Raw genomic sequence first — 24,058 nt, 5'->3', positions numbered from 1 at the left:
TCCACAGCCGCCCCACCGATTGGCGAATCGCGGCAGGAGGCGGACTCCCATTGGGTCATGAGAAGAGTGTTTCGCTGGCTGCTGATCGCGGCGCTGCTGGTGCTGCCCGCGCTGGCGCGCGCGGACGGGCTCGTGCTGGAGCCGCCGGTGCCCGGCCGGGTGCTGCGGGACTTTCAGCTGGGTCCGACGCCGTATTCTCCCGGTCATCGTGGGGTCGACCTCGCGGCCGAGGTCGGCGCGGAGGTGCGTGCCGCGGCCGAGGGCCGGATCCACTTCGCCGGGGCCGTGGCCGGCCGATGGTCGGTCTCCATCGATCACGGCGATGGAGTCCGCACCACCTACACCCCCGTGCAGCCCACGGTGCGCAAGGGCGATGTGGTCGCTAAGGGAGACGTGATCGGCCGCCTGCTGCCCGGGCATTGCCCGGAGGGTTGCCTACATTGGGGGCTCACCGACGGCAGCAACTACTTCGATCCGCTGAGCTACCTGGCCGCACGTCGGGTGCGGCTGGTGCCGATGGGTTCCGCTCCCCTGATTCGCGCCGACTTACCGGCCGCCCGGGTTCCCGTCGAGCCCGGCCAACCGCCCCTGCCGGGCCGCGCACCCGTGCCGGGGCGGGTCACCTCCCCCTTCGGCATGCGCCTGCACCCGGTCACTGGGCGGTTCAAGCTGCACGACGGCACCGACTTCGGCGCCGCCTGCGGGACCCCGATCAGCTCCCCCTGGGCCGGCACCGTGGTGAACCGCGACGTGACCCGCGGCTACGGTTACCGCGTGCACGTTGATCACGGCGGCGGTCTGGTCACCGCCTACGCTCATCTGCCGGGCTTCGAGGTGGGCGTCGGGCAGCGGGTAGAAGCGGGCGGGCGCATCGGCGTCGTGGGCAACACCGGGTATTCCACCGGCTGTCACCTGCATTGGATGGCCTGGCGCGGCGGGCGGCTCGTCGATCCCCTCCCGTTGCTGCGCGGCCCCTGATCAGGCCCGCGGGTGCGCCTGCCGGAAGGCCTCGCGCAGGCGCGCCGAACTGACGTGCGTGTACACCTGGGTGGTGGCCACCGAGGCGTGGCCAAGCATCTCCTGGACGCTGCGCAGGTCCGCCCCACCGTCGAGCAGGTGCGTAGCCATCGCGTGACGCAGGCCATGCGGGGAGATCTCGCTCATCGGCTCCGCCCCGGTGATCTCGTGCACGATCCGACGGGCGACGCGCACGTTGAGTGCCCCACCGCGCGCCCCCAGGAAGAGCCGATCTGGGCTGTCCGGGCGCGCCACCTCACCCCTGCGGGCCAGCCAGGCCCGCACCGCCCGCAGCGCGGGCACCCCGACGGGGACCGTTCGTTCCTTCGCTCCCTTGCCGAGCACCCGCACCGCCGCCGATTCCTCGTCGAGATCCCGCCTCCCCAGGGTTACCACCTCGTTCACGCGCAACCCGCTGGAGTACAGCAACTCCACCAGCGCCCAGTCCCGCACCGCGAGCGGATCGTCACCTTCGAGGGCCCGCGCCGCCGCCCCGGCCAACGCGTCGGAGATCTCGCCTGCGGAGATCACCCTGGGCAACCTGCGAGGCTGCTTCGGGGACTGGATTCGGGCGGCTGGATTATCCCGGAGCAGCCCCTCGCGCACCGCCCAGGAGAAGAAGCCGCGCACGCAGGCCACCCGGCGTTGCGCCGTCGACGGCGCCTGGCCTGCGTTGGCCCCGGCCGCGAGCCAGTTCCTGAGTTGTGCGAGGGTGATGTTCCTCGGATCCGGGTGGGCTTGCGCAAGCTGGGCCAGATCCGACGCGTAGGCGCGCCGCGTGTTCGCCGAGAGCCCCCGGTCAAGCTCCAGGTGCTTGTCGTACTCCGCGATCAACCCTTCCCAGGCGTTCATGGCAGCGAGGTTACAAGCAAGGCATAATGTCGGGTGCAGGGACACGACATATCTCAAAGGACATTAGTGATGGATCTCACCACCGGCGGCAAAGTTCTTCCGATCACCCGCTGGGGTACCCCAGTGATGCACGCCAAGACTAGGACGGTGGAGAAGTTCGACGACGAACTACACACCCTGATCCGCGACATGTTCGCCACCATGGCCGCCGCCGAGGGCGTGGGCCTCGCCGCCACCCAGGTGGGCGTGGACCTGGCGGTATTCATCTACGAATGCCCCGACGCCAACCTGGACGTGCGCCGCGGCGTCGTGTGCAATCCAAAGGTGTACCTGCCGGACGCGAAACATCGGGTGCTCGACTCCTCGGAGGAGGGCTGCCTGTCCTATCCCGGTGGATACGCCACCGTCTCCCGCCCGGACCACGCCCGTTGCGTCGGGCAGGACGAGAACGGCAACGAGATCGAGGTGATCGGCACCGGTCTGCTAGCCCGCTGCCTGCAGCACGAGACCGACCACCTGAACGGGATGGTCTTCGGCGATCGGCTCTCGCAGCGGGCGCGACGCCAGCTGGATCGCGAGGTGGAGTCCCTCAACTGGCGCTACCCCGAGGACTGGCCGGTGAGCCCGAAGAACATCGCCGCCACTCCCCCGGGGAACGCCTGAGCCAGGCTGCTAGCCTCGCCGGTGTGAAGATTGACCGGCTGACCCTCACCATCCTGGGCACGATTGTTCTGGCCGTCGTGCTGCCCATCAGAGGGCAGGCCGCCGAGTTCTACAGCTGGTTCACCGTCGCGGCCGTCTTCGTGTTGTTCTTCGGCTACGGTGCCCGGCTCAGCACAGAGGAGACGATCGCGGGCGTCAAGCACTGGCGCCTGCATCTGACGATTCTGGCGTGCACCTTCGTGCTGTTTCCGCTGCTGGGGCTGCCGATGCTGCTACTGCCCGACGGGCTGGTCTCGCCGCCCGTAGCCGCGGGCCTGGTCTACCTGTGTCTGGCGCCCTCCACCGTCCAGTCCTCGATCAACATGACCTCGGTGGCCGGCGGCAACGTGCCCGCCGCCATGATCTCCGCCACCGCGTCGAATGTGCTCGGCGTCGTGCTCACCCCCATGTTGGTGTTCGCCCTGCTACCCGCGACGGGCGGCGGCTTCTCCTGGGAGATCGCGACAGATGTTTTCGTGAAACTGCTGCTGCCGTTTCTGGCCGGCCAGCTCGCCCGCCCGGTCCTCGGCGAGTTCACCGCAGCGCACCGCAGGCAGCTGAAGCTGCTCGATCAGGCGGTGATCGTGCTCATCGTCTACGGGGCCTTCTCCGAGATGTTCGCCTCCGGGATGTGGCGCCAACTGGACTGGCGCGACCTGCTGGTGACCTTGAGCTTCACGCTCCCGCTGCTCGCATTCATGCTGTGGTTCACCTGGACCGTGTCCGGCCGGCTCGGTTTCCCCCGCGCAGACCGCATCGCGATCATGTTCTGTGGCACCAAGAAATCGCTGGTCACCGGTGTCCCGATCGCCGCCGTCCTCTTCCCATCCGCGACGGTGGGGCTGCTCGTCGTGCCGCTGATGATCTACCACCAGGCGCAGATCCTCACCAGCTCGGTGATCGCCGCACGCCTGGCGGCCGCCGAGGCCTAGGCCGCCTTTCCCAACAGCGCCTAGCCCAGCAGCCGCGCGGCCAGGGCCCGCGCCGCAGCGCGGTCGATTCCGGTGCCGCAAAGCGGGATCTCGCCCACCACCACGCCCTGCAGCGGCAACCCGATCCGCCGGGCGGCCCGCGCCACCCGGCGGACGTCGCCCGCGTCCGCCACGAGAGCCACGAGCCGCTCGTCGCAGGCCGCCGACACCCCCACCAGGGCGACACCCCCGTCGGGCGCGAGCGTCGGCTCGTACAGCTCCGGGTACCAAAACCGCCCCCGGCTCAGGATTCGGCCCGTCCGGCTGCCGGTCAGGCGCACCTCGTCGCCGCTCAGACTGACCAGATCACCCGTGGCCTGCTCCCCCACCCATTCCCCGTCCACCAGTCGGGGGGCGACACCGTCGCCGCTCACCCAGAGCTGGCCGTCGGCGAGCCGTGCGCTGACCCCGTCGAGCAGCCGCCCGACGCTGTCCGGGTGGCCCGACCCATCGTCGGCGGCGATCAGCGGGGCCTCTGCGGTACCGAACAGCGCCCAGAGCCGCCCCGCCCCCAACCCGCGAAGCCGAGTCACGAGCTCCGGCGTGGCCGGGCCGAAGCTGATCGCCCGGAAATCTCCGGCGGCCGCCCCTGCCGGCCACCGATGGCGGTGCAGGAAGACGTTGGCTGGGGCGAGCCTGGCGAGCTGTCGGGCGAGCCGAGCCGGCCGAGCCGGCCGCACAATCGGCTGCCCCAGGGCGAGAGCGGCCAACATGCCGCCGAAGCCGTCGGCGACGGCGGGTGCGCCCGCCGCGCCATCCGCCAACCCCACCAGCTGAGTCAGCACGGCCGACAGCGACCCGACGGTGTGCACCACCCCGGCGGGGGCGCTCACCGTGCCGCCGGTGAAGAGCAGCGCCGCCGCCTGCTCGTCGGCCACCCCGAAGCGTCGCTGCTGCGCGGCGCCGATGTCGTCAATACCCACGATCTCCGGCCACAGCGTGTAGTGGGGCAGCCCGAGCGGGCTGCGGATCCAGTGCGGGCCCTTCAACGCGAACCGCAGGCCGGCCCCAGCGACGACGAAGCCGCTGCCCGCGGATTCCAGCCGTGCGCGCACCAGGTCGGTGCCGCCCTCGCGCGGGACGAAGTCTAGACGGGTGCCGGTGCCGAGCGCGGCGAGCAGGAACGCCAGCGACGCGGGCCCCGGCGGGGCCAGCATGACCACGCTGCGCGCCCCCCGCTTGCGCAGCCCGCCCGCGTAGCGCCACACCAGGTCGGCGAACTCTTCCCGGGTGATGCGATCCGCCCCCAGGAAAACGTGCTCTTCTGGCCGGTCGGCCAGCCGGTCCAGCAGCTGTTGAATCATTCGATACCGCGCGCGCTCCAGCGGCCGTCGAAGTTGACTTGCAGGGCGGTGCCGAAGGCCGCGCTCAGGTTCTCCGAGTTCAGGGTCTCCCGGATGGGGCCGGCCGCGACGATGCGCCCCCGGCTGAGCAGCATGCAGTGCGTCACGCCGTCGGGTATCTCCTCCAGGTGGTGGGTCACCAGGACGGTGGCGGGCGCGGCCGGGTCGCGGAACAGCTGGGAGAGCGCGCGCACCAGGTCTTCGCGCCCGGCTATGTCCAGGCCGCTGGCAGGCTCGTCGAGCAGCAGTAACTCCGGATCCGTCATGAGCGCGCGCGCGATCTGCACCCGCTTCTGCTCCCCGGTGGAGAGCGTGCCGAAGGTGCGCTCTCCGAACTCGGCGATGCGGAACTGCGCGAGCAGTTCCTCGGCCCGGGCGAAGTCCGCCTCGTCGTAGCTCTCATTCCAGCGGCCGACCACCGCATATGCGGCAGAAACGACCAGGTCGCGAACTTTCTCCCCCTTCGGGACCCGTTCCGCCAACGCCGATGAGGTCAGCCCGATGCGCGGGCGCAACTCGAACACGTCGACGGTGCCCACCAGCTCGCCCAGCAGTGCCACGATTCCGGAGGTGGGGTGGGACTGCGCGGCAAGCAGCTGCAGCATCGTCGTCTTACCCGCCCCGTTCGGCCCGATGACCACCCAGCGTTCATCCTCATTGATGCGCAACTCAATGTTGTCCAACAGCACCGACCGTCCGCGCGTGACCGTCACCGCCGCCAATTCCGCAACCGCCCTCATGGGCCCAACCCTACTCGGTGACCGCACAGGTGGCTCGCGAATCCGGCCAGTGTTGGTGCCCGTGTCCGGCGGCCGAGGAACAATCCCGGGACACGCCCCATGGGTTCACTGGCACGGCGAGGTCACTCACCGCAGCCCCGCGCAGGCATCGATTGGGCCAACCGACGCGCGCCCGCCGGCCGCGACGGAACACCAACCGGGCCTGCGGCCCGGACTAAACCCGCCACGCCGGACGAAGCCGCGGCCCGGCCAAGGGCAGGCCCCGAGCAGCCGGCTGCCGTCGGCCCCCGGCCGCCCAAGCCTAGGCTCCCGTCGAGTGCAGGCCGCCGTCGACGTGCACCAGCTCGCCGGTGGTCGCCGGGAACCAGTCGCTGAGCAGCGCGACGACCGCCTTCGCCGTGGGCACCGCGTCCTTGGCGTCCCAACCCAGCGGCGCGCGCTCGGCCCAGACGTCGTTGAAGGCGCTCGCCCCCGGGATGGCCTGCTTCGCGATCGTGTCGATCGGACCGGCCGCGACGATGTTGGAGCGAATCCCGGCAGGCCCGAGATAGCGCGCCAGGTAGCGCGACGTCGACTCCAGCGCTGCCTTCGCCACCCCCATCCAGTCGTAGGCCGGCCAGGAAACCGTCGCATCGAAGGTGAGCCCGACGATGCTGCTGCCGGAGCCCAGCATCGGGCGGGCCGCCACGGCGAGCGACTTCAGGGAGTAGGCGGAGACGTGCAAGGCGGTGGCCACGTCGTCCCACTCGGTGTCCAGGAAGGCGCCACCCAGCGCGGTGGTCGGGTTGGCGAACGCGATGGAGTGCACGATCCCGTCCAGGCGCCCGCCGAAGTGCTCCCCCAGCTGCTGGGGCAGGGCAGCGAGATGCTCCCGGTCGGTGACGTCCAACTCGATCACCGGCGGTGCGGGGTCGAGCCGACCCGCCACCCGCTTCGCGAGGCGCAGGGCGCGGCCCGCGGCGGAGACGACGACGTTTGCCCCCTCCTGAATGGCGATGTCCGCCACCCGGTAGGCGATCGACGTGTCCAGGGTCACCCCGGTGACCAGAACGTTCTTTCCGTCAAGTATTCCCATGATTCTCCCTAACCTAGTGCCCCATGCCGAGGCCGCCGTCGACCGGGATGACCGCACCCGAGACGTAACCAGCCGCGTCGCTGGCGAGGAACAGCGCGGCGTGCGCCACGTCGGCTACCTCCCCCAGCCGGCCTGCGGGGATCTTCGCCTCGTAGCCCTGCACCACCTCCGGATCCAGCACCGCGGTCATGTCCGTCGCGATGAAGCCGGGGGCGATCACGTTGCAGGTGACGCCCCGGGAGCCGAGCTCCCGGGTAACGCTGCGGGCCATACCCACCAGGGCGGCCTTCGACGCGGCATAGTTGACCTGACCGGGGTTGCCCATCAACCCCACCACCGACGACACGAGGACGATGCGCCCGAACCGCGCGCGCATCATCGCACGCGAGGCGCGGCGGACCACCCGGAACGTTCCGGTCAGGTTGGTGTCGATGACCTGCTGCCAGTCGTCGTCGGACATTCGCATCAGCAGCGTGTCCTTGGTGATGCCCGCGTTCGCGATCAGCACCTCGACCGCCCCCAGCTCGGCCTCAACCTTTTTGAAGGCTTCCTCGACCTCGGCCTGATCGGTGATATCCGCGCGCACACCGAGCACCCCGTCGGGCACATCCCCGCTCCGATAGGTGGCGGCGACGGCGTAACCGGCGTCCCTGAACGCCTCCGCCATCGCCCGCCCGATGCCCTTCGATCCCCCGGTGATGAGTACAACTCGCTTAGCCATGGTTCGAAACCTACCTCAGGCGCCAGCCGATGCGCCTGTGGCTTTCCAACAGTGTTCGCCGCCGAAATCTGGAGTAGGGTGATGGGCATGGCTGGCGAGGAGAGGCACGTGATCACCACCGCGTCCTCGCGTGGCCGCAGCCTCGACGTGGAGGAGCGGCAGAAGCGCTACACGATCACCATGAGTGTGCGCACGGCATGCTTCCTACTGTTCCTGGTGGTACCGGGCTGGTGGAAGATCGTCGCATTGGTGTTCGCCGCCGGCCTGCCCGCGATAGCGGTGGTGCTGGCCAACGGCGAAGACCACCGGCCACCGCAGGTGCACGAGGAGCCGGAGCCCGCGTTGCTGGCCCTGCCCGGCGGCGAGGTGATCCGAGGAGAGGTGACCGATGACTAAGCGCATGCTCATCCGCTGGAGCATCCTGGTGGCGCTGATCGCGGTGCTGGCGTTCGTGTTCATCCAGCTGGGCGAGTGGCAGTTGCGTCGGTTGGACGAGCGCCGCCACACCAACGCACAGGTGGTGGAACACAGCAAGCAAGACGCGGTCGACTACTCCGCCGTGATGACCCGCGAAATGACCGACGACGACCAGTGGCAGGTGGTCAAAGCCAGCGGTGAGTACACGGGTGACACCCTGCACGTGCGCTACCGCAACCAAGGCGGCGCCGGCTCCGAAGTGGTCAGCGTGCTGCGGGCCGACGACGGCCGCCTCGTGCTCGTGGATCGCGGCTTCGTGCCGCGGATACAGGGTCGGCCCGAGGCCGATCCGCCGGAAGCGCCCACCGGGCGCGTGGAAGTGGTCGGCTACGTGAAGCGCAACGAGCGCGGACCCGCTGAAGCGATCACGCCTCACGAGAACATCGTTCGCCTGATCAACTCCGACTCCGTCGGCGCGGCCCTGGGTCTGGAGTTGGTGAACGGCTACATCGCAGCCACCGGGTCGACCCCGGCGGACCACCCGTCGCTGCAGCCCATCGCGCTGCCGCCGCTCGACGAGGGCCCGCACCTGAGCTATGCCTGGCAGTGGTTCTCGTTCACCGCGATCGCGGTGATCGGCGTAGTGGTGCTCATCCGCGCAGACATCCGCGACTATAAGAAGGCCAAGCGGCGGGCGCAGCGGCGAGCCGACGAGGCGAAAGCCACGTGAGGGAGGAGGCCGTCCGCCTGCTGCGTTGCCCGCTGTGCGGGCGCGAGCTGCGGCTGAGGGAGCGCACGCTGTGCTGCGCCGAGCGGCACTCGTTTGACTTGGCGAGGCAGGGCTACGTGAATCTGCTGGGCAGGCATTCGCCCAGGAACGCGGACACAGCGGAGATGGTCGCGGCGCGCGAACGCTGGCTGGGTGCTGGCTGGTATCTCCCCATCGCGGAGGCGGTCGCCGAGGCGGTCGCGCCGAGCCACACCATCGTCGAGGTAGGTGCCGGGACGGGCTACTACCTGGCACACACACTGACCCGCCTGGATGGCGGCCTGGGGCTGGCCACCGACGTCTCCGTCCCCGCGTGTCGCCGCGCGGCTCGCGCGCACCCGCTGGCGGCGGCCATCGTCGCCGACACGTGGGCCGGGCTGCCGCTGGGTTCGCACGCGTTCGACGCCGTGCTGTGCGTGTTCGCGCCGCGCAACTACGCAGAGTTCCGCCGGCTGCTGGCCCGCTCGGGGCAGGTCGTCGTCGTGGTGCCCAACGAGGGACACCTGGCCGAGCTGCGCGCAGCCAACGGCCTGCTGACCATCCCGGCGGGCAAGGCCGCAGATGTCGAGCAGCAGCTTGGCCGGGCCAGAGTGCGCCGCATCCGCTTCCCGCTGGAGCTCACGGCCGCGGCCGCCGCCGACCTGGTGGGTATGGGACCGAACGCCTTCCACGGCCGGGGCTCCACCGACGGGCTGCTCACCCAGGCAGACGTATCGGTGATCGTCGGCAGGGCCTAGCCAGTGAGGGCGAGCACAGCTATCCCCACACAAACCACGATCTCCAGAAAACCGATTGTCTTGGGCCTCAGCCTCATCGGTGGCAGGACGACGGCGCGCAGCAGCACCACCGCAGCGATGCCGGTCCAGCCCCATGAGACCAGCCCCAACCAGCCGGCTGCCGCGGCCGCGGCGAGCAGCAGCGCGTGCCACCCGATTGACGCCATCAAGAAGGCGCGCGAGCCCCGCTCACGGATGTTGGTCTTAACGAACAGGACCGTGCCGAAGAAGTAGCCGAAGACGAGCCCGGTTTCCGCCAGAATGTTCGGCCAGTCGGCCCACGACGACGGGTACAGGTAGCGGGCCACCGGCAGCATGAGCGCAGCCGCGATCACCGTCAGCAGGCCGCCGACGGTGGCCCGCTCCTTGCGCTTCGCGGCCAACCACAGCGCGGGCAGCACCAGCGGCAGAAACGCGCCCGCCCAGGGCAAGATCCGCAGCCCTGCGAGAGCCAGCGTCGCGAGGCCGAGGAGCGCGGAGACGCCGCCGTAGACGATCAGGGGCCGAAGGTACTTGGGTTTCTGCCTGGCCGACGACTTCAGCCAGCCGGAGGCCGCGTGGAAGGAGAAGTAGCCGAGCAGCCAAAACAGGCCCAGCGTCAGGTGGCCCCACCCGGTTGCGCCGGCCGACAGAGCACGGAGCAGCCCGATCAGGAAGGGCACGATCACCATCGCCCATGCGCCGTGCTGCTGCGGAATCCAGTGCCGCACACCTACCTCCTAACCTTTTCTTAGGAAAGGTTAGCGTCATCAAAATACCTCGGTCAGCCGGGGTCGGGAAGGGGCGGTAACGAGTGCCTCCCCGACGCCCGACCGCCGCCTCACAGCCCGAGGAACTTGCGGAACTCCTCACACGTGCGCTCTGCCCGCTCTCGATTCGGCATCTCGCAGAAGATGCGGATGAGGGGCTCGGTGCCGGAAAACCGCGCGATGATCCACCCATCGGCGAAGTAAACCTTGCAGCCGTCCAGGTAGGAGGTGCCCGTCACAGTCTCAGTGAACTCGGGCAGCTCCTTGTCCTCCATGAGCGTCTTGAGGATGGCCGGCTTAAGCTCCGGGCGGAACTGGAAATCCGTTTCCGCCATGTAGTGCGGTTCGAACTGCCCCGTGATCTCCCGGTAGAGGTCGCTCATCTTCTTGCCAGTCACCGCCAGCATCTCGACGAGCAGTGCAGCCGCGTAGATGCCGTCCTTGCCGCTGATGTGGCCCCGCACCGTCAGGCCGCCGGAGGACTCACCGCCGAGGATTGCGTCAGTCTCCAGCATCTTGCCAGAAATCCACTTGAAACCGACCGGAACCTCGTAGCAGACCTGGCCGAACCGCTCCGCCACGTCGTCCAGCAGGCTCGTCGTGGCGACGTTGCGCACCACCGGCCCCTCCCAACCCTTGTACTTGACAAGGTAGTAGTAGAGCATGACGAGCAGCTGATTCGGGTGCACGAAGTTGCCCAGGTCGTCGATGATGCCGATCCGGTCAGCGTCGCCGTCGGTGGCGATACCGATGTCAGAACCGTTCTCGACGACGAACCTGCTCAACGAGTGCAGAGTGTGCGACGACGGTGAAGGAAGGCGGCCGCCGAACAGCGTATCGTGCCGGTCGTTGATGACATCCACCTCGCAGCGGGCGGTGAGCAGCAGCGTCTGCAGCGAGGTGCGTGAAACACCAAACATCGGGTCGAGCGCGATTTTCAGTCCCGCCTTGCGGATGGCGGCCATGTCGACCAACTCCATGATGGAGTCGATGTAGCCGTTGAACGTGTTGATCTCCTCGATCAGGCCGGACTCCAGGCCAGTCGAGTAGTCGATCTCCTCAATGTCGTTCTCCCCTGCCACCTCGATCTCTCCCATCCGGGCTTCGATGTCGTCGGTGACGGGCTTGTCCGCGTCCTTGCCGCCACGCGTGAACACCTTGATCCCGTTGTAGAGCGCCGGGTTGTGCGACGCGGTGACCGCCATCCCGTACGGGAACTCCCCGTGCTGAACCGTCCACATGATGAGCGGGGTAGGTGCCTGACGCAGTTTGATGACCTTTGCCGGTATCCCGTGCCCCGCAAGCACCTGAGCGGCCCACTGCGCGGCCACATCTGACAGGAACCGACGGTCGTAGCCGATGACGACGCCCTGCTCCGCCACGCCCTCGTCGATCATCTTTCGCGCCAACGCAGAAGCCAGCAATCGAACGTTCTGCCTGGTGAACTCGTCGCCGATGATCGCACGCCAGCCGCCGGTTCCAAACGCAATTCGCGCCATAATTCGCCCCTATCTGTTTTGTCGTGTCCCCAGCCTAGGACGACGGTCTCGAAAGCCAGTCGACGAACGGGCAAGTGGGCGAAACAGTTGCGCAAAACGCCACTCAGGCGAGTTGGATCAGATCTGCGTAGTCGTCGCTCCACAGATCCTCGACCCCGTCGGGCAACACCAGAACCCGGTCCGGCTCCAGCGCCTCCACAGCGCCCGGATCGTGGGTGACCAGGATCACCGCGCCCGCGTAGTTGCGGATCGCGCTCAGCACCTCCGCTCTGGACGCCGGGTCCAGGTTGTTCGTCGGCTCGTCGAGGAGCAGCACGTTCGCGGCCGAGACGACGAGCATCGCGAGCGCCAGCCGCGTCTTCTCCCCGCCCGAGAGCACGCGCGCGGGCTTGTCCACGTCGTCGCCGGTGAACAAGAACGAGCCCAACACCTTGCGCACCTCCGTGTCGTTCAGGCTGGGAGACGCGCTCTTCATGTTGTCGAGCACCGAGCGGTCGACCTCCAGGGTCTCGTGCTCCTGCGCGTAGTAGCCGAGCTTCGCGCCGTGCCCCAGGCGCACCTCGCCTGCGGTCGGTTCCTCGATGCCGGCCAGGAGCCGCAGCATCGTCGTCTTGCCCGCGCCGTTCAGCCCCAGGATGACCACCTTGGAGCCGCGATCGATCGCCAGATCCACCGCCGTGAACACCTCCAGCGAGCCGTAGTTCTTGCCCAGCCCCACGCCCGTGAGCGGGGTCTTGCCCGACGGCGCGGGGTCAGGGAACCGGATCTTCGCCACCTTGTCCTGCGCCCGTTCCCCTTCAACACCGGCGAGCAGCTTCTCGGCCCTGCGGGCCATGTTCTGGGCGGCGGTGGCCTTCGTCGCCTTCGCGCGCATCTTGTCGGCCTGCGCCAGCAGCTGGCTGGCCTTGCGCTCCGCGTTGGCCAGCTCCCGTCGGCGCCGTTTCTCGTCGGTTTCCCGCTGCGCCAGGTAACGCTTCCAGTCCATCGAATAGATGTCCAGCTCGGCGCGGTTGGCATCCAGGTGGAAGACCTTGTTCACCACCGCCTCCAACAACTCGACATCGTGACTGATCACCAGCAGGCCCCCCGCGAAGCTCTGCAAGTAGCCGCGCAGCCAGTGGATGGAGTCCGCGTCGAGGTGGTTCGTGGGCTCATCCAACAGCAGCGTGTCCGCGCTGGAGAACAGGATGCGCGCCAACTCGATCCGCCTGCGTTGGCCCCCCGAGAGAGTCTTGAGCTGCTGGGACAACACCCGCTCCGGCAGGCCGAGGTTCGCAGCAATGCGCGCCGCCTCCGCCTCAGCAGCGTAGCCACCGGCCGCGACGAAGGCGTTCTCCGCCCGGGCGTACGCCGCCATCGCCTGCTCCCGCTCCCCCGCGGTGCCGTCGGCCATCGCCTGCTCGGCGGCCTTCATTCGGCGCACGATCGCGTCCAGGCCACGGGCGGCGAGTACGCGGTCCCGGGCCAGCTGATCCGGGTCACCCGACCGAGGGTCCTGCGGCAGGTAACCCAGGGTACCCGAACGGGTGACCTTGCCCGCCGCGGGCAGCCCCTCACCGGCCAGGATCCGCGTCAGCGTGGTCTTGCCAGCTCCGTTTCGGCCCACGAGGCCCACACGATCGCCGGCAATCAGCTGGAAAGACACCGGCTGCAGCAGCAACCGGGCACCCGCACGAACCTCAACATCCTTGACCTGCAACACGCTGCGAGAGTCTACGCCACCACTGCCCGTTCAGCCGCACCGTCGGATGCGGCTTCCGCGCGGAATCCACGACGCCCGCACCGCGTCGAAGACGAACAGCGCCACCGCCACCCACACGGCTGCGAAGCCCAGCCAGCGCGACGCGGGCATCGGTTCTCCCAGCACGAGCCACCCGATCACGAACTGGGTCAGCGGCCCCACGTACTGGATCGTGCCCAGCGTGATCATCGGCAGGCCCTTCGCCGCCACCGCGAACAGCAGCAGCGGAAGCGCCGTCACCACGCCGCTGATCGCCAGCAGCAGGCCGTGGCCGGAAAAGCCGAAGGTCGAGTGCCCCAGCCAGGAAAGCACGCCCAGATAGCCGAGAGCGAGCGGTGCCGTGACCGAGGTCTCCGCGGCCAGGCCGGCTACCGGGGCGACGCTGATCCCGGTGAGTTTCTTCAGCAGCGAGTAGGAGCCGAACGACGCCGCCAGCACCAGCGCGATCCAGGGCACTTGGCCGTAGCCGAGCGCCATCACCAGCACGGAGAGACCGCCGAAGCCGACGGCCACCACCTGCAGCGGGCGCAGCCTCTCCTGGAATACCAGCACCCCCAGCGCCACAACGGCCAGCGGGTTGATGAAGTAGCCCAGTGACGCCTCCAGGGTCCTGCCCAGCAGCACGCCCAGCACGTAGGTGCCCCAGTTCGTGGTGATCGTCAAGCCCGCCGCCACCATCAGCAGAGCCTGCCGACGATCGGACCAGACGCGGCGGTAGCTCGCCCAACTGCGGGTCAGGGTCAGCGCGAGCGCACAGAAGGCCAGCGTCCAGACGATCCGGTGGGCCAGGATCTCCAGTGGGCCGGCCGCGCTGAGCCCGACGAAGTAGAGGGGAAACAGCCCCCAGAGCAGGTAGGCGCCGAGTCCCGACAACAAAGGGGTGTGCCGCGTCACCCGGCTCCTTGGAGCCACGCGCTCTCCGGGGCTGCCGCCTTCGGGCTCACAGGTTGTAGCCGATGGAGCGGAGCTGCTCGCGCCCGTCCTCGGTGATCATCTCCAGCGTCCACGGCGGCAACCAGACCCAGTTGATCGTTACCGACTTCGTCAGGCCGTCCAACACGTACTTGGTGTCGTATTCGATCTTGTCGGTGAGTGGGCAGGTGGGTGAGGTGAGGGTCATGTCCAGCGTGACGTTGCCCTCGTCGTCCACCGTCACTCCGTAGAGCAAGCCGAGGTCGACCACGTTCACCATCAACTCCGGATCCACGACGTCCTTCATCGCCTCGTAGATCTCTTCCTCTGTTGGGACCTTAAACGAGTCGACGTCGGGAAACTCATCTTTCACGAGATCGCTCGGGCGGGGATCGGTCATCTGTGCTCCTTTGCTTGGGCCTGAAGAATGGCATCTCGGACTGCGGACCAGCCGAGGAGGGCGCACTTCACGCGCGCCGGGAACTTGGCGACTCCGGCAAAGGCTATCGCGTCCTCGAATCGCTCTTCGTCGGGAATCAGCTCTCCCTTGGATTGCATGACGGCCAGGAACTCGTCGTGCAGTTCGAGCGCGTGCTCCACCGGTTTGCCGATCACGAGGTCCGTCATGATCGAGGTCGAGGCCTGGGAAATCGAGCAACCTTCTGCCGCGTAGGAGACGTCTCCCACCCGGCCGTCGGAGAGCTGGACGCGCAGCGTCAACTCGTCACCGCAGGAAGGGTTCACATGATGCACCTCGACGTCGTGCGGCTCCCGTAGCCCACTGTGGTGCTTCTCCCGATAGTGATCCAGGATGATCGACTGGTAAAGCTCGTCGAGATTCACGGCTGCCCTTCCATCAGGAGAAATAGTTTCGGGTGAACACCAGCGCATCGGCTAGCTGATCGATCTCCGCGCGGGTGTTGTATAGGTAAGTGCTGGCCCGCGTGGAGGACTGTGCACCCAGCCTACGGTGCAACGGCCGGGCGCAATGATGCCCGCCCCGAATGGCCACTCCCCTACTGTCCAGGACTTGCATGACGTCGTGCGGGTGAACCCCGTCAAGATTGAACGAGATAGCGGAGCCGCGTTCCTCTGGCCCGCTGGGCCCGAGAATCCGGAAACCGTCAATGGCCGTCAGCTTGCCCAGCGCGTACGCGGTGAGTTCGTTCTCGTGCTCCAGGATCGCGTCCATGCCAACGCTCTCCAGGAAGTCGATCGCCGCTCCGAGCCCAACCGCTTGAGCGATCGGCGGCGTGCCCGCTTCGAAGCGGTAGGGCGGGGCCGCATAGGTGGACCTCTCCATCTCTACCACCTCGATCATCTCGCCCCCGCCCAGGAAGGGCGGAAGCTCCGCCAACAGATCGTGCTTTCCCCACAGCACCCCGATCCCGGTGGGACCACACATCTTGTGCCCCGTGAACACGACGAAGTCGGCGCCAAGCCGCGCCACGTCGGTTGGCTGGTGCGGGGTGCCTTGCGAGGCGTCCACCACCATCATCGCCCCGGCGGCGTGCGCCTGCTGCGCGACGTCGGCCACCGGATTTCGTGTCCCGACGACGTTGGACACCCAGGTCATGGTGACAATCCTGGTGCGCTCGTTGATGAGCTGTTCTCGGGCCGCCTTGTCAAGGTCGAGGCGGCCATCATCGGTGATGTCGAACCAGCGGAGCCTGGCCCCTGTGCGCTGGCAGATCATCTGCCAGGGCACGATATTGGAGTGGTGTTCCATCACCGTGGTGACCACCTCGTCGCCCGGCCCCAGGCCGGCTGCGAGGCAGTGCGCGATCAGGTTCAGGGCTTCGGACGCGTTCTTGGTGAACACGATCTCCTCCGGGCGCCCCGCCGCGATGAAGCGGGCGACTCGCGCCCTAGCCCCTTCGTACGCCTCCGTCGCCTCCGCCCCGAGCAGGTGCATCGCTCGCGCCACGTTGGCGTTGTGCTGCAGGTAATGCTCGGCCATGGCCTCCACCACAACGGCGGGTTTCTGCGAAGTATTCGCTGAATCCAGGTAGGCCAAGGGCCAGTTCCCCACCCGTCGGTTGAGGATGGGGAACTGTTCCCGGACAGCGGCGACATCCAGCACAATCAGGCCTTGATGTACTGCTCGTAGCCCTCGGCCTCTAGCCTATCGGCCAGCTCACGACCGCCGGATTCCACGATCTGGCCGTTGACGAAGACGTGCACGAAGCTCGGCTCGATGTACTGCAGGATTCGCGTGTAGTGCGTGATGAGGATCACGGCTCTGTCCCCCTGGCCCGCGTAGCGGTTCACGCCCTCCGAAACCACCTTGAGCGCGTCAATGTCCAGGCCGGAGTCGGTCTCGTCGAGGATCGCTGCCTTCGGGTTCAGGAGTTCGAGCTGAGCGATCTCGTGACGCTTCTTCTCGCCGCCGGAGAAGCCCTCGTTGACGGAGCGCGCGGAGAAGGACTTGTCCAGATGCAGGTTTTCGAGAGCCTTTTCCACCTCCTTGACCCAGGTACGCACCTTCGGAGCTTCACCATCCAGCGCGGTCTTGGCCGTACGGAGGAAGTTCGCCACCGAGATCCCGGGAACTTCAACCGGGTACTGCATCGCCAGGTAGAGCCCCGCTTTCGCGCGCTCATCGACGCTCAGCTCGGTGAGCTCGACGCCGTCGAGGGTGACTGAGCCGGAGGTGATCTCGTACTTGGGGTGCCCGGCGAGGGCGTACGCGAGGGTGGATTTGCCGGAACCGTTGGGGCCCATGATCGCGTGGATCTCGCCGGGGTTGATGGTCAGGTTCACGCCCTTGAGGATCTCCTTTGGCCCGTCTTCAGTGTTGACGCTGGCGTAGAGATCCGAGATGACGAGAGTGGACATTAGCAGGTACTCCTGAATCGTTCTTGCTTAGAAAAGTTCGGTTGTTGAGGGGTCGACTTGGACGTCGTCGCCTTCGATGCGGACGGGGAAGACGCGCACAGGTTTCGTCGCGGGCAGGCAAAGCGCCTCGCCCGTGGCCAGGTCGAATGCCGCCCCGTGCAGATAACATTCGATGGTGTCACCCAGCACCTCGCCCTCGTGCAGGGCAACCTTGGCGTGCGAGCACTCGTTCTCCAAGGCGTACAGCCTGCCTTGGTGCTGCACGACGACGACCTCAAGGTCGTCGACGTCGGCCGGGAAGGGTACGTCCTCTTCCAGCTCGGTTGCTTTGGCGACGCTCACCCAACTCATGCCTGGCTGTCCTCCAGCAGTTCGAGTTCTTGCTCGACGCGGGCCAGGAGCCGCTGCTCGATGTCTGCCACCCCGATCTGCCGGATGATCTCCCAGAAGAAGCCGTGCACGATGAGCCGACGGGCCTCGCGTTCCTCGACGCCGCGGCTCATCAGATAGAACAGTTGCAACTCGTCGAATCGACCGGTGGAGGACGAATGGCCGGCTCCTGCGATCTCGCCGGTCTCGATTTCCAAGTTGGGTACCGAGTCCGCCTTGCAGCCTTCGGTGAGGAGCAGGTTCTTGTTCGATTCGTATGTGTCGATGTCCTCGGCTGCCTTGCGGATCAGCACGTCACCGATCCAGACGGCGTGTGCGCCCTTGCCCTGCAGTGCCCCGCGGTAGTCCACGTTGGACTTGGTCTTCGGCGCGTTGTGATCAACGAACAGGCGGTGCTGAACATGCTGCTCGCCGTCAACGAAGTACACCCCATATTGCTCGAACTCGCCGCCCGGGCCGGCGTAGCGCGCGTTCTCCTGGAGCCGCACCGAGCCTTCACCCAGGGTGGCGGAAACCACTTTCACGGTGGCGTCGCGTCCCACCAGGACGCTGCGCTGGCCCGCGTGGAGCGAGCCGGCTCCCAGATCCTGAACGAAAACCAGATTCAGCCAGGCCCCATCACCTACGACAACGTCAGTCTTTTCGGCGTACTGCGCTTCACCCTCAAACTGGATGATGATGGTGGCCTTGGCGTTGGCGCCAACCTTGATCACGTAGTGGTCTCGGTGTTCGCCGCCGCTCGCCTTCCCGGTGAAGACGATCGGTTCAGCAAATTCGGTGTTCGCGGCTACCTCGATGAGTGTGGGGTTCGCACTGCGAAGGGCGGCCACGGCGGAGACTCGATCCACCGGCGGCTCCACCGCCAGCGCTCTGAGATCCCCGGGTTTGGCTTCGGAGACGTTCACCCCCTCGGGTAGGTCGGCCTCCCAGGAGAGGGTGGGTAGCTCTTCGCCCTCGACGAGCAGCTTCTTGAATCGTTTCAGTGGCGTGAACCGCCAGATCTCTTCTCGCCCGGTGGGCATCGGGTGGTCGGCGACATCCCATGAGGGGGTGGGGTGCAGGTGCGATTCAACTTTTTCGATGGCGTCGGCCACGGCCGAACGTTCGGTGTCCACGGACAACTTTGTTCTTCTTTCCCTAAAGATTTGCGGCGCCGGAATCAGCCGACCGCACCTTCCATCTGAAGCTCGATGAGCCGGTTGAGCTCCAGCGCGTACTCCATGGGGAGTTCCTTCGCGATGGGTTCGACGAAGCCGCGAACGATCATCGCCACCGCCTCCAGCTCTTCCATGCCCCGGCTCATCAGGTAGAACAGCTGGTCCTCGGATACCTTCGACACGGTCGCCTCGTGCGCCATGGACACATCCTCTTCCTGGATGTCCACGTACGGGTAGGTGTCCGAGCGCGAGATGGTGTCCACGAGCAGCGCGTCGCACATGACCGCAGAAGAGGAGTAGACGGCGCCGGGTTGCACCTGCACGAGGCCGCGGTACGACGAGCGGCCGCCGCCGCGCGCCACCGACTTAGAAACGATCGACGACGAGGTGTGCGGCGCGCAGTGCACCATCTTGGAGCCGGCATCTTGATGTTGGCCCTCGCCTGCGAAAGCGATGGACAGCGTCTCACCCTTGGCGTGCGGGCCCATCAGGTAGACGGCGGGGTACTTCATCGTGACTTTGGAACCGATATTGCCGTCAATCCACTCCATCGTCGCGCCCTCTTCACAGATGGCGCGCTTGGTCACGAGATTGTAGACGTTGGTGGACCAGTTCTGGATGGTGGTGTACCGGCAACGTGCGCCCTTCTTCACGATGATCTCGACGACTGCGGAGTGCAGCGAATCGGAGGAGTAGATGGGGGCCGTGCAGCCTTCGACGTAGTGCACGTAGGCGCCCTCGTCGACGATGATCAGCGTCCGCTCGAACTGGCCCATGTTCTCGGTATTGATGCGGAAGTAGGCCTGCAACGGGATCGTGACATGCACGCCCTTCGGCACATAGATGAAGGAGCCGCCCGACCAGACCGCAGAGTTCAGGGAGGCGAATTTGTTATCGCCGATGGGAATGACGGTGCCGAAGTACTCCCGGAAAAGCTCCTCGTGTTCCTTCAGCGCGGAATCCGTGTCAAGGAAGATGACCCCTTGACGCTCCAGCTCCTCGTTGATCTTGTGGTAGACGACCTCAGACTCGTACTGGGCAGCCACGCCCGCGACGAGGCGCGCCTTCTCCGCCTCGGGGATACCGAGCCTGTCGTAGGTGTTCTTGATGTCCTCCGGCAGATCGTCCCATGTCTGGGCCTGACGCTCCGTGGAGCGCACGAAATACTTGATGTTGTCGAAGTCGATCTCGTCCAGGCTGGCTCCCCAGGTCGGCATCGGCTTCTTCTCGAACAGCTTCAACGACTTCAGGCGAAGATCTCTCATCCATTGCGGTTCGTCCTTCATGTCCGAGATGTTGTTGACGACCTCCTCGCTCAGGCCCCGCCTTGCCGCGGCGCCTGCTTCGTCCGAGTCGTGCCAGCCCCACTGGTATTTGGAGAGCGCTTCGAGATGCTCGTCCTGGGTGGCGCCGGTACCCGGCGCCTGGGGTGCGGTCTGGGTCATGAATTCACTTTCTTTCTTGGGATGTTCGGCGTCGGCAGGGCCGTGGGGACGTGCGTGGTACACACCCCGTCGCCATGGGCGATCGTTGCGAGCCGCTGCACGTGTGAGCCGAGCAGCCGAGCAAAGAGCCTGGTTTCGATCTCGCAAAGCACCGGGTACTTTGCCGCAACATCGGCCACGGGGCAATGGAACTGCACGATCTGATCACCTGAGCGCACGGGACGTACGCCAGCAGCGTAATTTTCAGCCTCCAACGCCTCGACGAGAATGTCGATTGCCGGGCGATCCGGTTCGGCCTCGCGCGCGGCTTCGAAGCGGTCCTCCAACACCTGGACCCGCTCCTGCGCGATCTCCTGCAGCTCCCCCTGGGTGAGCCGCTTCAGGGCCAGAAGCGCCAGCTGGTCGTAGTCGTGTTGAAACTCGGACCGGGCGCGATCAGTCAACAGAAAGACCTTCGACGGGCGGCCGCGCCCGCGGGGGCCGTACACGCGTTCCTCGCGCGACTGCAGGGTGCCTTCGTCCATCAGCGATGTCAGGTGGCGACGAACCGCTGCGGGGGTGAGGTCGAGCGCCTCGGCGAGGGCTTTCGCAGTCTGGGGCCCGTTGTGCAGGATCAGATGCACAACGCGTTGCCTGGTGGGCGCGTCCATCTTCCTCCTCTAAAGATTAACTTCACTCAATCCTTGTCAATTGGGAGCCAAAACACAAGCCTGCACGGCCATGTCGAAGTGAGCTTAGGGTTACCTAAACCCTGACGGCCGTCAGCGAGCGCTCACCGGTCCAGCGCCACCCGACGTGCGGCTACGTTTCCGATGCATGAGCCACGCCCCCGTGTGGGGCGCAGCAGTGTGATGGCGGGCCCGCATTCGCGGGCCCGCCATCACATTTCAACTCTCAGCAGCCAGTCTTAGGCAGTCCGGGCTTTAGTTTGTCCTTGGCCGGGAGCTGGTTGGTCGGCTGCGGCTTGTCTGTGGGAGCCGGCTGGGACGCGTCAGCCGGCGGTTCCGGCTTCTGTGTGTCGGGATTGGCCGGGCCCCCCACTGAGGGGCTCACACTCGCCGAGGGCTTGGCGCTCGCCGAGGGCTGCGCACTCACCGAAGGCTGAACACTCGGTTCAGGACTGTCCTGCACCTCCACGCCGCCGAGCTCAATGGCTTCGCCCAGCGGGCTGCCGTTCGCATCGGTCGCCCCCGCTCGAACGGTATACGTGCCCGCCTTCCGGTAGGTATGCTTCAGCTCCGTGGTCTTCCGGGAATTGGGAGTGCGCCCGGCTGGTTCGTCTCCCCACGTGACCCAGAAGCGAACATCCTGATCCTCGCTGGCCCCGGTCAGCCGCAGCTCAACCGAGATCTCCTCGCCCACGCTCACCTTCGTGGAACTCACGGTTCCCGTCAGTTCATAGGTTGGCTCCGGCTCGCCCTGCAGACGGGTGATCGGTATCTCCGCGACCTGCTGTCCCCGAAGGCTGACCACCAGTTTCACCGGGGTGGGAGACTTTGCGGGCTCTCCCTCGGCCTCGAAACGGAAGAGTCCGTTGGCCTGGCGGTCATCGAACTTCTTTCCAACGCCCGCTTTGAACTCGCGGTCGCTCGTCGCCCGCACCGGAACACTCCGGTCGGCGTATTTCAGGACCGCGCTCACCTGTTGATTCTGGGCGCTGGGGAGCGCGCCGATCGCGAGGAGCCGACTGTTCTCAGCAACCGGGGCGACCTCGCGGACATCGGTCTGCCACGTGCGGTCATCCGAGTAGAAGTTCTTACCCTGCAGGGTCAGAGCCGCGCCCAAGGACTTGACGCGCCGATCAAAGTCCTCGAACTTGCCGCTGCGCACCTGCTGCGGCGTCCACGCAACCTCTGCGGTGGCAATCAACCGAGGCAAGATCAGGTATTCGGCCGACGACAAGCTGCGCAGGTGCTCGCCCCAGATAGGCGCTTCCACACCCAGCATCTTCTGCTCGTCCAGCCCCGCGAAGGCGGTGGGATCCCAGTTGTAGAACGCCTGCAGCGTGCAAGGACCCGAACAAGCCCATGCCGGTCCCTGCAGTCCGGGTCCCGGGATCTGCGGGAGGTAGGCGCGTGAAGCCGGAGAGAGTACAAGCTTGCCCTTCTTGGTATTGACGTACTCGCGGACCTTATCCGTTCTGCCGTTCCAGTGCTGGATCACGAGCCCCTCGGGCAGTTGGCTGCCCGCATCCGCCGCCTCGTTCCAAGCAACAGGGGTTACGCCGAGATCCTTGATCATCTTTGGGACGCGCGCCATGAACTTCTCGTAGTCACCCGGATGGGTCTGCTTCATCTTGTGAGGCTCGTCACCACCGAAGTGAACATACTGGGTGCCGTTCAACGGACTGGGGTACTCCGCAACGATCTGTTGCAGCACATGCTGGATGAAGACGTAGGTCACCTGGGCGTCCGCGTCCAGCGCCGACTCCCCGACGTCCCCCGTCGTCTGGGGATCCGGAGTGGTCTTCCCCGCCGCAGGTCGGGGCAGAGACTTCGCGGTGTTCAGTTCAGGGATCGCGTGCAGCGCGGCATTGCTGTGTCCGGGCAAGTCGATCTCCGGGATGACCGCGATATGCCGCTCAGCCGCGTAGGCGAGGATGCTCTTGAACTCGTCGGCCGTGTAGAAACCAGACACGCCCGGGCGGTCCGTCCACTTCGTTGGGGCCATCGCGGTGCCGCCCGACACACCGGTAAGTCGCTCGTAGTCGATCGGGTCACCGTCCGCCTTGTTCTCGTTGGAGATGGCGATGCGCCAACCCTGATCGTCGGTCAGGTGAATGTGCAAGACATTCAGCTTGTACTGGGCGATCTGGTCGATGATGCTCTTGACTTCGTCGACTGTGAAGAAACTGCGCGAAACGTCGAGCATGAAGCCGCGCCATTCGTAACGTGGGCCGTCGCTGATCTCGATCGCCGGTATGCTCCACTGCCCAATCACGGCCTGCTGCGCAGCGGCCCACGGGCCAAGCAACTGGCGAAGCGACTGGCCGCCGTAGAACAGCCCCTGAGCGGTGCGCGCGGTGATGGTGACGCCCTCCGAGTTGGCCACCAGGAGATATCCCTCAGCTGCGCGGCCCGGTACCTCGGCATTCGGGTCAAGCACGAATCTGATGCCCGTTCCGTCCGCGACTACGGGAAGCTCGTATCCCGTGGCCTTGCGCAGTGGCGCAGCGATCAGCTCTGCTGCCGTGGCTGCCTCACCGGCCGCCACGACCTTCGTCTCCACGGCAAGGTTGAACGGCTCCCCTTCGCCCTCGTTCTGCTGCGCAGGCCGCGGCGTTACGAGAGAGACACTGGTGCCGCCGGGCGGATCGATGTGAGCGGTCAACTCTCCGTAGGCCTCCACCTCCCAAATGGCAAGCCCGTAGCGCTGCGAGCGCTGGAAGGACTCCACCTTGAGGTAGCGCAGCTCCTGGGCCTCCTCGGGGATGGTCGTCTCCACCCATTGTCCCCGCGCGGTCGCCGCGAGATTCTCGACGAGCGGGGTCCACGTTTCACCGTCCACCGAACCCAGCAGGCTGTACTTCTTGGAGAACGTGTTTCCCCAACGAATCTTCACTCTGTCCAGCTTTGCTCTGGCGGCAATGTCCACCCGAAGCCAGACGTGATCGGCGTTGGCCGACGACCAGCGCGAAGCGGTGGGCGCGTTGTGCACCCGGGGGTTAGTAACATCTCCGCTGCCCGCGTCGCCGTCCACAGTCCGGTCGGGCGTGAACCGGCTGCCGGGTTCGGTGCCCGAAGCTTCCACTGGTTTCCCTAGCAGAAGATTCTCCTCTGCTGAGAAGGCTGGCTGGCCAGGCCCCGGGCCCAACCCAATGGCCGCAGCCGCGAGCAACGCGGTCACTACGCGCCAAGTGCGCTTTCCAAACAATTGAGTGTCCCTTCGTTGGAGCAGACTCGTTCAGGCAGTCATCCTAGGATCGGCTCACCGAGGCGTCAGCC

Annotated in this window: 24 protein-coding genes; 6 read left to right on the top strand and 18 right to left on the bottom strand. The window is 66.6% G+C overall.

What is annotated here, in order from left to right:
- Nucleotides 1-57: 57 nt before the first annotated feature.
- A complete protein-coding gene (locus tag EII42_RS00320) occupies nucleotides 58-978 on the top strand; it encodes a peptidoglycan DD-metalloendopeptidase family protein (RefSeq protein ID WP_125170117.1) in 921 nt (306 codons plus the stop codon).
- On the opposite strand, the gene EII42_RS00315 is transcribed toward EII42_RS00320, so the two are convergent.
- The gene (locus EII42_RS00315) at nucleotides 979-1,869 is read right to left on the bottom strand and encodes a tyrosine recombinase XerC (RefSeq protein ID WP_125170116.1); all 891 of its coding nucleotides are present in this window, start codon (nucleotides 1,867-1,869) and stop codon (nucleotides 979-981) included. It lies immediately after the preceding gene.
- Between the two features lie 33 nt (nucleotides 1,870-1,902).
- On the opposite strand from EII42_RS00315, the gene def reads away from it, so the two are divergent.
- Both def and EII42_RS00305 read left to right on the top strand, forming a co-directional pair.
- Nucleotides 1,903-2,532: a peptide deformylase gene (gene def / locus EII42_RS00310; RefSeq protein WP_370318072.1), complete on the top strand. Its 630-nt coding sequence runs from the start codon at nucleotides 1,903-1,905 to the stop codon at nucleotides 2,530-2,532.
- Nucleotides 2,533-2,555: 23 nt separating this feature from the next.
- Nucleotides 2,556-3,503: a bile acid:sodium symporter family protein gene (locus EII42_RS00305; RefSeq protein ID WP_199729752.1), complete on the top strand. Its 948-nt coding sequence runs from the start codon at nucleotides 2,556-2,558 to the stop codon at nucleotides 3,501-3,503.
- 20 nt (nucleotides 3,504-3,523) lie between these two features.
- Here EII42_RS00305 and EII42_RS00300 read toward each other — a convergent pair whose 3' ends face one another.
- From EII42_RS00300 to EII42_RS00285, 4 genes are all read right to left on the bottom strand, one after another.
- Nucleotides 3,524-4,846, bottom strand: a complete 1,323-nt coding sequence (locus tag EII42_RS00300) for a class I adenylate-forming enzyme family protein (protein WP_125170114.1) — start codon at nucleotides 4,844-4,846, stop codon at nucleotides 3,524-3,526.
- The gene (locus EII42_RS00295; RefSeq protein ID WP_125170113.1) at nucleotides 4,843-5,625 is read right to left on the bottom strand and encodes an ABC transporter ATP-binding protein; all 783 of its coding nucleotides are present in this window, start codon (nucleotides 5,623-5,625) and stop codon (nucleotides 4,843-4,845) included. Before EII42_RS00295 ends, EII42_RS00300 begins: the two co-directional genes overlap by 4 nt.
- A gap of 301 nt (nucleotides 5,626-5,926) precedes the next feature.
- Nucleotides 5,927-6,700, bottom strand: a complete 774-nt coding sequence (gene fabI / locus EII42_RS00290; RefSeq protein WP_125170112.1) for an enoyl-ACP reductase FabI — start codon at nucleotides 6,698-6,700, stop codon at nucleotides 5,927-5,929.
- A gap of 13 nt (nucleotides 6,701-6,713) precedes the next feature.
- Nucleotides 6,714-7,421, bottom strand: a complete 708-nt coding sequence (locus EII42_RS00285) for a beta-ketoacyl-ACP reductase (protein ID WP_125170111.1) — start codon at nucleotides 7,419-7,421, stop codon at nucleotides 6,714-6,716.
- Between the two features lie 87 nt (nucleotides 7,422-7,508).
- On the opposite strand from EII42_RS00285, the gene EII42_RS00280 reads away from it, so the two are divergent.
- The 3 genes from EII42_RS00280 to EII42_RS00270 are packed head-to-tail and all read left to right on the top strand — an operon-like array spanning nucleotide 7,509 to nucleotide 9,344.
- The gene (locus tag EII42_RS00280; RefSeq protein WP_199729751.1) at nucleotides 7,509-7,817 is read left to right on the top strand and encodes a DUF3099 domain-containing protein; all 309 of its coding nucleotides are present in this window, start codon (nucleotides 7,509-7,511) and stop codon (nucleotides 7,815-7,817) included.
- On the top strand, nucleotides 7,810-8,568 hold the full coding sequence (locus EII42_RS00275) for an SURF1 family protein (RefSeq protein WP_125170109.1): 759 nt from the start codon (nucleotides 7,810-7,812) through the stop codon (nucleotides 8,566-8,568). Before EII42_RS00280 ends, EII42_RS00275 begins: the two co-directional genes overlap by 8 nt.
- Nucleotides 8,565-9,344, top strand: coding sequence for a putative RNA methyltransferase (locus tag EII42_RS00270; protein WP_125170108.1), 780 nt, complete (start codon nucleotides 8,565-8,567; stop codon nucleotides 9,342-9,344). The genes EII42_RS00275 and EII42_RS00270 overlap by 4 nt, the downstream gene beginning before the upstream one ends.
- On the opposite strand, the gene EII42_RS00265 is transcribed toward EII42_RS00270, so the two are convergent.
- From EII42_RS00265 to EII42_RS00205, 13 genes are all read right to left on the bottom strand, one after another.
- Nucleotides 9,341-10,093: a YwiC-like family protein gene (locus EII42_RS00265; RefSeq protein ID WP_125170107.1), complete on the bottom strand. Its 753-nt coding sequence runs from the start codon at nucleotides 10,091-10,093 to the stop codon at nucleotides 9,341-9,343. The genes EII42_RS00270 and EII42_RS00265 overlap by 4 nt on opposite strands.
- A gap of 110 nt (nucleotides 10,094-10,203) precedes the next feature.
- A complete protein-coding gene (locus EII42_RS00260) occupies nucleotides 10,204-11,631 on the bottom strand; it encodes a phosphoglucomutase/phosphomannomutase family protein (protein WP_125170106.1) in 1,428 nt (475 codons plus the stop codon).
- A 103-nt stretch (nucleotides 11,632-11,734) separates the two neighbouring features.
- Nucleotides 11,735-13,333 carry an ABC-F family ATP-binding cassette domain-containing protein gene (locus tag EII42_RS00255; RefSeq protein ID WP_125170105.1) on the bottom strand — a complete coding sequence of 533 codons (1,599 nt, stop codon included), beginning with the start codon at nucleotides 13,331-13,333 and terminating at the stop codon, nucleotides 11,735-11,737.
- Nucleotides 13,334-13,363: 30 nt separating this feature from the next.
- Nucleotides 13,364-14,266 (bottom strand): EamA family transporter RarD, encoded by a 903-nt coding sequence (gene rarD, locus EII42_RS00250; RefSeq protein WP_125170104.1) that lies wholly within the window; start codon nucleotides 14,264-14,266, stop codon nucleotides 13,364-13,366.
- 46 nt (nucleotides 14,267-14,312) lie between these two features.
- A complete protein-coding gene (locus EII42_RS00245) occupies nucleotides 14,313-14,684 on the bottom strand; it encodes a metal-sulfur cluster assembly factor (RefSeq protein ID WP_125170103.1) in 372 nt (123 codons plus the stop codon).
- The gene (sufU, locus tag EII42_RS00240) at nucleotides 14,681-15,127 is read right to left on the bottom strand and encodes a Fe-S cluster assembly sulfur transfer protein SufU (protein ID WP_125170102.1); all 447 of its coding nucleotides are present in this window, start codon (nucleotides 15,125-15,127) and stop codon (nucleotides 14,681-14,683) included. Before sufU ends, EII42_RS00245 begins: the two co-directional genes overlap by 4 nt.
- A 13-nt stretch (nucleotides 15,128-15,140) precedes the next feature.
- Nucleotides 15,141-16,370, bottom strand: coding sequence for a cysteine desulfurase (locus EII42_RS00235; protein WP_125170101.1), 1,230 nt, complete (start codon nucleotides 16,368-16,370; stop codon nucleotides 15,141-15,143).
- Nucleotides 16,370-17,122: a Fe-S cluster assembly ATPase SufC gene (sufC, locus tag EII42_RS00230; RefSeq protein ID WP_125170100.1), complete on the bottom strand. Its 753-nt coding sequence runs from the start codon at nucleotides 17,120-17,122 to the stop codon at nucleotides 16,370-16,372. The genes EII42_RS00235 and sufC overlap by 1 nt, the downstream gene beginning before the upstream one ends.
- Nucleotides 17,123-17,149: 27 nt before the next feature.
- A complete protein-coding gene (locus EII42_RS00225; protein ID WP_125170099.1) occupies nucleotides 17,150-17,473 on the bottom strand; it encodes a non-heme iron oxygenase ferredoxin subunit in 324 nt (107 codons plus the stop codon).
- Nucleotides 17,470-18,627, bottom strand: a complete 1,158-nt coding sequence (sufD, locus tag EII42_RS00220) for a Fe-S cluster assembly protein SufD (RefSeq protein WP_233558204.1) — start codon at nucleotides 18,625-18,627, stop codon at nucleotides 17,470-17,472. The genes EII42_RS00225 and sufD overlap by 4 nt, the downstream gene beginning before the upstream one ends.
- 44 nt (nucleotides 18,628-18,671) lie before the next feature.
- Nucleotides 18,672-20,114 (bottom strand): Fe-S cluster assembly protein SufB, encoded by a 1,443-nt coding sequence (gene sufB, locus EII42_RS00215; protein ID WP_125170098.1) that lies wholly within the window; start codon nucleotides 20,112-20,114, stop codon nucleotides 18,672-18,674.
- Entirely contained in the window at nucleotides 20,111-20,764 is a 654-nt protein-coding gene (locus EII42_RS00210; protein ID WP_125170097.1) for a metalloregulator ArsR/SmtB family transcription factor, read from the bottom strand. Before EII42_RS00210 ends, sufB begins: the two co-directional genes overlap by 4 nt.
- Before the next feature lie 244 nt (nucleotides 20,765-21,008).
- The gene (locus EII42_RS00205) at nucleotides 21,009-23,960 is read right to left on the bottom strand and encodes a family 20 glycosylhydrolase (RefSeq protein ID WP_125170096.1); all 2,952 of its coding nucleotides are present in this window, start codon (nucleotides 23,958-23,960) and stop codon (nucleotides 21,009-21,011) included.
- Nucleotides 23,961-24,058 lie beyond the last annotated feature (98 nt).

The sequence above is a fragment of the Tessaracoccus sp. OH4464_COT-324 genome (genome assembly GCF_003932855.1).
Taxonomy (GTDB): domain Bacteria; phylum Actinomycetota; class Actinomycetes; order Propionibacteriales; family Propionibacteriaceae; genus Arachnia.
Note: the sequence above shows the minus strand (reverse complement) of the source record. Positions and strands in the feature narration are given on the sequence as shown.

What these genes read in the sequence shown, in the direction of transcription:
- EII42_RS00320 (WP_125170117.1), top strand. Translation starts at nt 58, where the DNA reads ATGAGAAGAGTGTTTCGCTGGCTGCTGATCGCGGCGCTGCTGGTGCTG.
- EII42_RS00315 (WP_125170116.1), bottom strand. Translation starts at nt 1,869, where the DNA reads ATGAACGCCTGGGAAGGGTTGATCGCGGAGTACGACAAGCACCTGGAG.
- EII42_RS00300 (WP_125170114.1), bottom strand. Translation starts at nt 4,846, where the DNA reads ATGATTCAACAGCTGCTGGACCGGCTGGCCGACCGGCCAGAAGAGCAC.
- EII42_RS00295 (WP_125170113.1), bottom strand. Translation starts at nt 5,625, where the DNA reads ATGAGGGCGGTTGCGGAATTGGCGGCGGTGACGGTCACGCGCGGACGG.
- fabI (WP_125170112.1), bottom strand. Translation starts at nt 6,700, where the DNA reads ATGGGAATACTTGACGGAAAGAACGTTCTGGTCACCGGGGTGACCCTG.
- EII42_RS00285 (WP_125170111.1), bottom strand. Translation starts at nt 7,421, where the DNA reads ATGGCTAAGCGAGTTGTACTCATCACCGGGGGATCGAAGGGCATCGGG.
- EII42_RS00280 (WP_199729751.1), top strand. Translation starts at nt 7,509, where the DNA reads ATGGCTGGCGAGGAGAGGCACGTGATCACCACCGCGTCCTCGCGTGGC.
- EII42_RS00275 (WP_125170109.1), top strand. Translation starts at nt 7,810, where the DNA reads ATGACTAAGCGCATGCTCATCCGCTGGAGCATCCTGGTGGCGCTGATC.
- EII42_RS00260 (WP_125170106.1), bottom strand. Translation starts at nt 11,631, where the DNA reads ATGGCGCGAATTGCGTTTGGAACCGGCGGCTGGCGTGCGATCATCGGC.
- EII42_RS00245 (WP_125170103.1), bottom strand. Translation starts at nt 14,684, where the DNA reads ATGACCGATCCCCGCCCGAGCGATCTCGTGAAAGATGAGTTTCCCGAC.
- sufC (WP_125170100.1), bottom strand. Translation starts at nt 17,122, where the DNA reads ATGTCCACTCTCGTCATCTCGGATCTCTACGCCAGCGTCAACACTGAA.
- EII42_RS00225 (WP_125170099.1), bottom strand. Translation starts at nt 17,473, where the DNA reads ATGAGTTGGGTGAGCGTCGCCAAAGCAACCGAGCTGGAAGAGGACGTA.
- sufB (WP_125170098.1), bottom strand. Translation starts at nt 20,114, where the DNA reads ATGACCCAGACCGCACCCCAGGCGCCGGGTACCGGCGCCACCCAGGAC.
- EII42_RS00210 (WP_125170097.1), bottom strand. Translation starts at nt 20,764, where the DNA reads ATGGACGCGCCCACCAGGCAACGCGTTGTGCATCTGATCCTGCACAAC.